Genomic DNA, 8,296 nt, shown 5'->3' with positions numbered 1-8,296 from the left:
TGCTGGTGCGAAGAATAATGAGCACTGTATAGCACAAAGGGCGAGTCGGTGAGCCCGCTGACTGAAGCCCGTAGGGCAAGAAAGGATGAGGGGTGTAGTTGGCAGGCAAGGAAAAATACGAGGGATTGCCCTGTATGTCATTCCGGACTTGATCCGGAATCTCGTTTTTTACGTTGCGACTACTATCGACGTGGGTTACATTAGAGATCCTGAAACAAGTTCAGGATGGTAAAAAAAGGCGTGCAGGAGCCACAAAAATATGGGGAGGGATTACAGAGCAGTATTTAAAATCTTAAATCTGTTGGTAAGATAATAATCACGTTTTTCTTTATCTATCAAAGGAAAGAGTTTCATCTTAAAATCTTTTTCTGTCAGTCCATTCAGTTTTTTGATTAAAGATTCTGATTCCTTGCTACCGATATTTAATGACACTCCTTTTTTGAGCAGAAATTCTATATCGTAAGCATCCCTTATTTCTCCTCTATCTAAAAACGCCTCAATTTTGAAAGTCATCATATCTTTAAGTTTTGCGGTATTTAGTATAACCTGAGTAGTCGAATAAGGTGAATATGATATCATTTTTTCAGGAACGACACCTTTTACTTCTTTTCTTATCTCTATTTTTAACCCTCTCTTAAACTTTTCTTTCCCTATCTCAAAAAGGATTGTATTTCTCTTATCTGCTCTATCTTTAATTATGTAATTCTTTGAAAAAAACTTGTACAATAAATTAAAATATTCTTTTGAATTAATTTCTTCAAGTAGAAAAAAATCAAGGTCTGTTGAGAACCTGTCTAAACCATAACATAACCTTAACATTGTTCCACCATAAAAAACAATAGTATCTAAAAATCTGCCACTATTAAGTTTTTCTAAAACTTCAATTTCAAACCTTTCTTGATATATCAATTCTTCCATATTTTATTAAAAAATTTCTCTGTTTTAATAGGGTATTTGGTTAAAAATTTCTCAATTTTATTTTTATTTAATTTATTGAGTGAAATTGAACTTAAATCAAACTCATACCTTCCAAGCGAATGTAAATATAAGATGTCAACAAAAGCTTTCTCTTTTTCTGAAATAAAAAAATTATCTCTTTTTATAAACCCGAAAAAAAGGTCTTTTTGAATTTTATAATAATTAAAAATAGTTCCTTCAACCTCAAAGTCTTTTGTTCGTTTTACTGAGACGTTTTCAAAAAAGTTTCTATACACTTGGGTTGAAACTTCATAATAGGTAAGGGCAGACATAAAAGATATATATGAAGGCACCTGTAATATATTTGATATATTAAAAAAATCTTCTTCTGTTAAAATATCCCACCTTTCTCTAAGTATATAAAAATCTCTTTTTAACCTAATCAGAAGACCTCTTTTTAATAACCTTAAGCATATCACCTTTGAAGATTCGGTTTTTACATCAAGAACACTTGCAACTTCTCTTGTGGAAAAATAGTTTTTGTCTTTTAATTGTCTTAATTTTTGGTAGTTCATTTTTTATAAATATATTAAGTTAACATTTTTGTTAATTATATGTCATTAGAGTGTTTTTGTCAAGTTTTTTTGTAGTTACCCATTCCGTCATTGCGAGTGATGAAGATTGTGACCTCGGAGTATTTAGCTGAGGTTAGACCTTCGAACTTACCCCGAAAATATAGACAAGGATAAAAGCATAAAAGAAAGGCGTATGGGGTGTCTACTCACTCCCTCTTTGCCTTCTCCCCTTGAGGGAGAAGAGTGCTGGTGCGAAGAATAATGAGCACTGTATAGCACAAAGGGCGAGTCGGTGAGCCCGCTGACTGAAGTCCGTAGGGCAAGAAAGGATGAGGGGTGTAGTTGGCAGGCAAGGAAAAATACGAGGGATTGCCCTGTATGTCATTCCGGACTTGATCCAGAATCTCGTTTTGTACGTTGCGACTACTATCGACGTGGGTTACATTAGAGATCCTGAAACAAGTTCAGGGTCTTATCCTTTATCCTTGCTTTTGCTTTCGTTTAAAAAGTATGTGTCTATGAATGAATTACGAGGTGCTAACCGACGCTTTTTGTCGTTGCGAAGGAATGCTTTGTGTGACTGCGGCAATCCTCGTTTTTATCCTATACACTATTGTTTACCCCCATTCCTTTTTCGCCTTCGGCGAGATTGCCACTCTAAGAGGCGCTCGCAAAGACGGAATGGGGAAAAAAAGGCATGCAGGAGCCACCAAAATATGGGGGGAGAGGATTAGTTCAGACCTAAGGACTTACGTAAGATTAAAATAGCATCTGCTATATCAACATCACCATCGTTGTTCATATCAGCCAGGTCATTAAGAGTAGAATTATAGGGTGCTAAATAGGTAATGCCACCCACAGTAATATCAAGTTTTGTAGCCATACGTAGGCAGAGGATAACATCTGCTATGTCAACACCGCCTTTCTGGTTTATATCTCCTTTTTCTAAGGTTTCACAATGGAGTTGTATAAAAGTGTCTCCGCCGATAGTTGTAGTAACTTTAACATCTTCTATTAGTATTGCAAATTCACCAGAAATCTCTTGTGCACCAGTTGAGTCAACTGGAACAGATACAGTGTAGTTGATTTTGTATTCCTCTATTCCAGAGACACTAAAATTTACCCAACGGTAAGAGTTGGTATTATAAGTAAATTTCATATAATTAGGGTTTGCAGAAGTTATAACCCACCCTGCTGGCAAGGTTTCAGTCACAATTATGCCTGTTGGCATATCAGGTGTTTCTATGTCTATCTGAACATTTATACTTTTACCGGGAGTGTATGTAGAGGGTAATATTCTTGTTGCTATGTTAGCAGGAAAAAGGGGAAATGAAGAAAAAAACAAGATTGAGAGTAACAGAAAAATGGATTGTATTTTAATGCTGTGCATAATGTAGATATTTTAGTATATTTGACTATATTTGTCAATTTTTCACTCCTTCGTTTGCCTTCTACTATGTTTGAGTCGGAATCTCGTTTTTCTTGCTACCAGCGCGGATTAAGGGACAAAAAAGACAAAAGCAATGATAAAGACAAGGTTGCCACGTCATTAGAGGCATTCCTCGCAATGCCACAAAACGGCAGATAAAAACATAAATACCCCCCTCACCTTGCAGCCTCTCCCCCAGAGGAGAGGCAAATAAGGAAAGATTATCTTTGCGAGTGAATACGAAGCAATCCCCTCACAAATACTGTCGGGATAAACCTCGCAATGACAAGTCGCCGTTAGGTGGAAAAGGAAAGAGGCGGGGTTAACCGCCTCTTTTATACTTCTTTGATTTCAAGCGTTTAAAGATACTTTTTACTCTATCCACTCGCCTGATTTCCAATACATTTCATCCGTTCCATTGGAGTCAAACTCATATTCTCCTAACTCACAATCTGCTAGTTTTGTAGCCCAAATTTCAATAGTTTTCAATATTATGCTGTCATACTTACTAAGGTCGAAAGGCCAGAGCCCTTTATGCCCTTGTAACTGCACATCTCTTGCCCAGCATTCTATTGCATAAATGAGGTCAAGGCTCTCTATAATACCAATATCGTCATCGGTTCTTTGTTCACCATTTGAGTTGTAGATGTCAAATGGACAGTAAGGGCTACCCAAAATAAGTGTGTTGTTACCTGTTATATTTTCGATAAGTCCGTTGTGTGTTACAGTACCAAAGATGGTTTGTAAATCTCCGTTATCACCATCAGAAACCTTAGCAGTAATCTTTATTATATGGTCTCTTGGCTTATCATTGGGAGAAGAAATTGCCCCAGAAAAGACAATCCTTAAAGTGTTTTCGTCTTTAGTTGGATTACCAGAAATAAAATATGTTCCAGAAGCATTCGCTGATTCTCCATCAATAAGTATATCTGTTGTTACACCGTTAGGAAGAGTCCAACCGGGAAGAATTTCCTCAAGAATATAAGCGCTTGGAACTGAAACTTCGTCAACATCAACCTTTATATAGTATGATATTTCTGACTCTTTGACTGCCTTTGTCTGTACAATTCTTTCAGCAAAAATACTGCCTGCAACCCTCCGTCTTGCCCAGGAAAACTTGCCTTTAGGGCGTATCCCTGTGTTGGAGGTAAGGTTGACAACAAGTTCTTCGCCATATAAAACAGAAGACAAATCTTTGTTAAGGGTCCCAATCTGTATTACGCCTGTTCTGTTAACATAAGCAACATAGTAGTTGTTTGGGTCTGTATTAACAGGACCAAATACTGCAAGTTGGTTACCATCATTTAAACGACTATTCTCAACTATTCTAATTACTCCGCTTCCGCTAAGACCTTCTTTATCTGCTCTCATAACATAAATTGCAACTTTTCCGTCCCATCTATTTGAAGTAAATATAATATATTTTCCGTCAGGAGAAAAAGATGGATATACATCATTTACATTTCCTCCTTCATCGGTCAGTTGTTGTTCTGTGCCAACCGCAGAAATGGTATTTGTATCTATATCTATTTTAACTCTTACCATATATATGCTGGAACCAGTCATTCCATTATCTCTTGTATATACAATCTGGGTCATTTCAGGGTTAAAAGAAGGGTTGAATGCGTCTGTCAGGTTAAGACCTAAATCTGTTTCAGACGAAGTTAAATCTGAGAGGTTCTTTACATAAAGACCTCCATCTCTTACATATACAGCCCATCTTCCATCAGATGAGATATTTGGTTGTTTAAGGTTGTATGAGGCAGGCGAAGTATCTTCTGCTTTTGCAATTACTTTACTGCCTGAGCCATCATAGTTCATTTTTTTAATTATTACTGTCTGTGGTTCTTCAAAAAGAATTGCCCCACCGTTTCCAGACAACGAAGGGTTTGACTTAATTATAGGGGCACCTGAAACTGATGATGTAATTTGTAAAGGTGTCGTTGTTGTTCCATTTAAATTTACATCTGCCCTACTGATTTCATTTTCGTCTCCACTGGTATTATTAAATACAAACCTTGTTTCATCTAAGGCAATCAAGAATTCGTCAGATATTATATCTATCGATTTGCCCCAGTTAGCAAGACCTGTGTTTTCTGTTGTTCTTTCAAACTTGATTCCATTACTTGAAGCTGATTGAGTGGTACTAAAATTTGTCTGCCAAATACTTGTATTATTAGCAATTTTGGCTGAATAGAGCATATCACCAGTAGTGCTCAAGGAAGGATTTGTTGTTGAGTCTCCGTAAAAAGATGGCTCAAACTCATCTAAATTGCTGGTATTGGTAACATTTACATCATTATTGCTTGAAAGGTTTCTAACAAATATATCAAATTTCTGATATTCACCAGAACCATACAGTTGTTTAGAATATATAAGAAGGTCTGCTGTAGTTGTGGTAGTTTTATTTAAGTTACTCACCAACCTTCCATATCTGGGTGTAGGTGAAATATTATTTGTTAAATTATTAGCATATGTAAAGGCTGTAACGTTTATGGTATATATATCTTGTATGCCACCTGTTACTCCAATATAAGCAACTGTTTGGTTATCTGCAAGAAATACAGGGTGTTTTAACTGTTTGTTTGACTCTCGGGCAACCATACTGCTCTTTCCGGTTGGAAAATCATAAACCCAGAGTTCGTGTGTCCCTGTTTTTTGGTCGGTATCCTTTGTATAGGTAAGGCGACCAGTTGTTGCTCCGTCTGAATTGAGAGAAAGGGAGGCATACCTCAAGTTATATGTATCGTCTTTTTTAAGGTAGGTTGTATTGGTATCAAGTTTTGTGAGAACCTGAGAACTTACAAGATATATTTTGTATTTGTTGTTAGTATTACCTGCTGTGAATAGTATATTCTTACCATCTGATGTAAAAGCGGGGTTGAGTATAATTAAACCACTATTGTTTTTTACAACAGTACGTTCTATGTCGGTTGATATATCCCGAACCTTTAAATCTCCAGTAGATACAATCTCGCCGTTAAGGATTTCGCCGTTTGTTTCTCTTACAACATTGTCAACATAAACTAACTGCCCTTGGTGTCTTGCTGATGCTATACTTGAAAAAGCAAATATAGCCACAAACATAAAAGCAACTACTTTAAACTTCTTAAACTTAACCATTCTTCTGCCTCCTTTGTTTTTACCTCCTTGTTTTGCCATTTTTTATGGCGGGTTAATGGTGGGTTATTTGTTCGTATTCATTTTCTAAAAGGAGTTAGAAAATGTTTTATATTTATCATACCCACTCTTGTTATCTAATTTAATTTTAGGCTGATTGTATCGTGTAAACACTTGTTTATCAAGTCTTTAGACCTCTTCCCCATTCCTTTCATAAAGGATATGCAAAAGTGTAAAATTTTAATCCAAACCGATAGATTTACGTAAAACAAGGATAACATCGGATATATTTATCTCTTTATCTTTATTTAAATCTCCTCTTATGGTCAACCATTCTGGGTAAGGTTTAGAGTAGTTTTTATCTTCTATTATTACATCTAACCCTATTGACATACGTAAGCAGAGGATAACATCTGATATATTAACAACGTTTTCACCATCAAGATTTATGTCACCTAAAACAAATTCATAAATTTTACCGTCTGATATTATATATGGTATTTTATCGCCTTGTTCATTGAAAGGAGTTATATTCTCAAGGTTTAAAGGTGTTCCCTCTTTTGGGAAAAAAGAGGTTTTAATAGTATTTAGTTTTATTACTACGAGTGTCCCACTTTCGAAATTTAAGGGAGTGTTCCCTACTCCTTTAATGTAAAGTTTGCCAGAGTTTAAAAGATTGGTTTCAAAAGTCCAGGTATCTGTAAGCGTGCCATCTGATATTGTTTCAGTCAACTGTGATATATCAAAAAGTAGAGGGTCGTAAAGAAGAGTACATTGAAACTCTTTAATTCCGCCGGTGTTTGATGTTTTTATAGGGATATCAGCAGATAAATCAGACGGACTTATAATAATATTTGGAATATACAACTTTGTGTTTATAGTAAGTGTGATATCAACTGTTTCTGTTTTTAAATCGTTATCCCCTTTTATGGTTATAATATATGTATCTGGTCTTACATCCTCTGATACTTTAATATCAAGCATAAATATATTTTTTGGTGGCGTAATGCTTGTAGGTGTTACCTTCAAAGTAATCTTGTTATCTGTAAGAGGTAGAACTGATGCAGTAAGATTTATTGTTTCAGTATATTCCCCAATATATTCAATTCCAACTGTAATAGATGTTTCCTGAGTGGTTTCCTCATCAAGCACCATTTCAATAAAGGTGGTTTCAGGGTTTAAATAGAAATCATTTTTTTTAAGAAAGTGGGCTGTTATATTTTTAGGTGAATCCATTGTTAGATTTACAGATGTAGTTGAACCTATTATATCTCCTTCCCAATGGCTAAAGAACCAGCCGTCATCAGGTGTAGATGTAAGAGTTACAGAGGTTCCTGTATCGTACCAATTATTCGTAGTAACGGGTTTAATATCAACAATACCGTTACCGTTAGTTGTTACATTAAGTTGGTGTTGGGACTTATATTTCCAAGTAATTGAAGAGTTTTGAGTAATATTAAAACTTGTAGAATTAGTAATACCTGAGGAAGGAACGCTACCTGTGCCAATCCAGCCGGTACAAATATGTTTAACACCTATACCTTCAATAAACTCTGGGGCAGAAGCAACAACCCTATCCCCTGTAGCGTAAGGATGCCTTCCAACACAAGGGTTTGGAGTGCCAAAAGGTGATACAACGTTAAAGGTAAGTGTTTCTGTAAGAGAAATATTTATCTCTGTTTTATTCTCTCCAGCAAAGATAGTTATAGGGTTTGATACAAAAAATCCTGATGGTTCGTCTTCTATATCCCACTCTTGGTTAGAGTTGACATCTTTAAAAGAGGCGATATAGTATGTGCCGGGACTAATGTTTTTTATTGTGTAGGCGCCTGTTGAAGATATATTTGCAGAATAAACAGGAGGTTGTGTATAGTTTGTTGAATTATAAATACCTACATATATTTTTCCTGTCATTACGCCTGAATATGTTATTGTGCCTGATACAGAAGCAAAAGCAAGACCTGTAAAATTGGCATCTGGTATGTCGGAAAAAATGTTTGTGTAACTCTTGTTGAGTGGCGTAAAAACATAGTTGTTGAGGGTGGGAGTAATTGTATAGTTTCCGAGAGGGAGTTGTGTAAAAATGTAGTTGCCTTGAAAGTCAGGGGTGGTTGATGAAGAAGTTGTTCCTAAAAGGGAAAGATTAACATCTGTAACATCGCCTGAACCGCCTTGGAGAGAAATTTTGCCAGAAATTGTAAACCCTTTAACTGTAAAAGAGCCGTTGTTAGGGACAGAGGGGATATCATTTGCT

5 protein-coding genes are annotated in these 8,296 nt (G+C 36.0%); all 5 read right to left on the bottom strand.

The features are described 5' to 3' along the window. Positions 1 to 270 precede the first annotated feature (270 nt). Positions 271 to 918, bottom strand: coding sequence for a nucleotidyl transferase AbiEii/AbiGii toxin family protein (locus M0P98_08685; GenBank protein MCK9266925.1), 648 nt, complete (start codon positions 916 to 918; stop codon positions 271 to 273). Then, positions 906 to 1,493, bottom strand: coding sequence for a hypothetical protein (locus tag M0P98_08680; protein ID MCK9266924.1), 588 nt, complete (start codon positions 1,491 to 1,493; stop codon positions 906 to 908). Before M0P98_08680 ends, M0P98_08685 begins: the two co-directional genes overlap by 13 nt. Positions 1,494 to 2,223: 730 nt before the next feature. Continuing rightward, the gene (locus M0P98_08675; protein ID MCK9266923.1) at positions 2,224 to 2,883 is read right to left on the bottom strand and encodes a hypothetical protein; all 660 of its coding nucleotides are present in this window, start codon (positions 2,881 to 2,883) and stop codon (positions 2,224 to 2,226) included. Between the two features lie 411 nt (positions 2,884 to 3,294). Continuing rightward, complete coding sequence (locus M0P98_08670; GenBank protein MCK9266922.1) at positions 3,295 to 6,045, bottom strand: hypothetical protein; 2,751 nt, start codon at positions 6,043 to 6,045, stop codon at positions 3,295 to 3,297. A gap of 237 nt (positions 6,046 to 6,282) precedes the next feature. After that, positions 6,283 to 8,296, bottom strand: a 2,014-nt coding sequence (locus M0P98_08665; protein ID MCK9266921.1) for a hypothetical protein, incomplete at its 5' end; no start/stop codon positions are given.

Source organism: bacterium (assembly GCA_023230585.1).
Taxonomy (GTDB): Bacteria; Ratteibacteria; UBA8468; order B48-G9; family JAFGKM01; genus JALNXB01.
The sequence above is the reverse complement of the archived record's forward strand: the minus strand, read 5'-3'. Positions and strand labels throughout refer to the sequence as shown.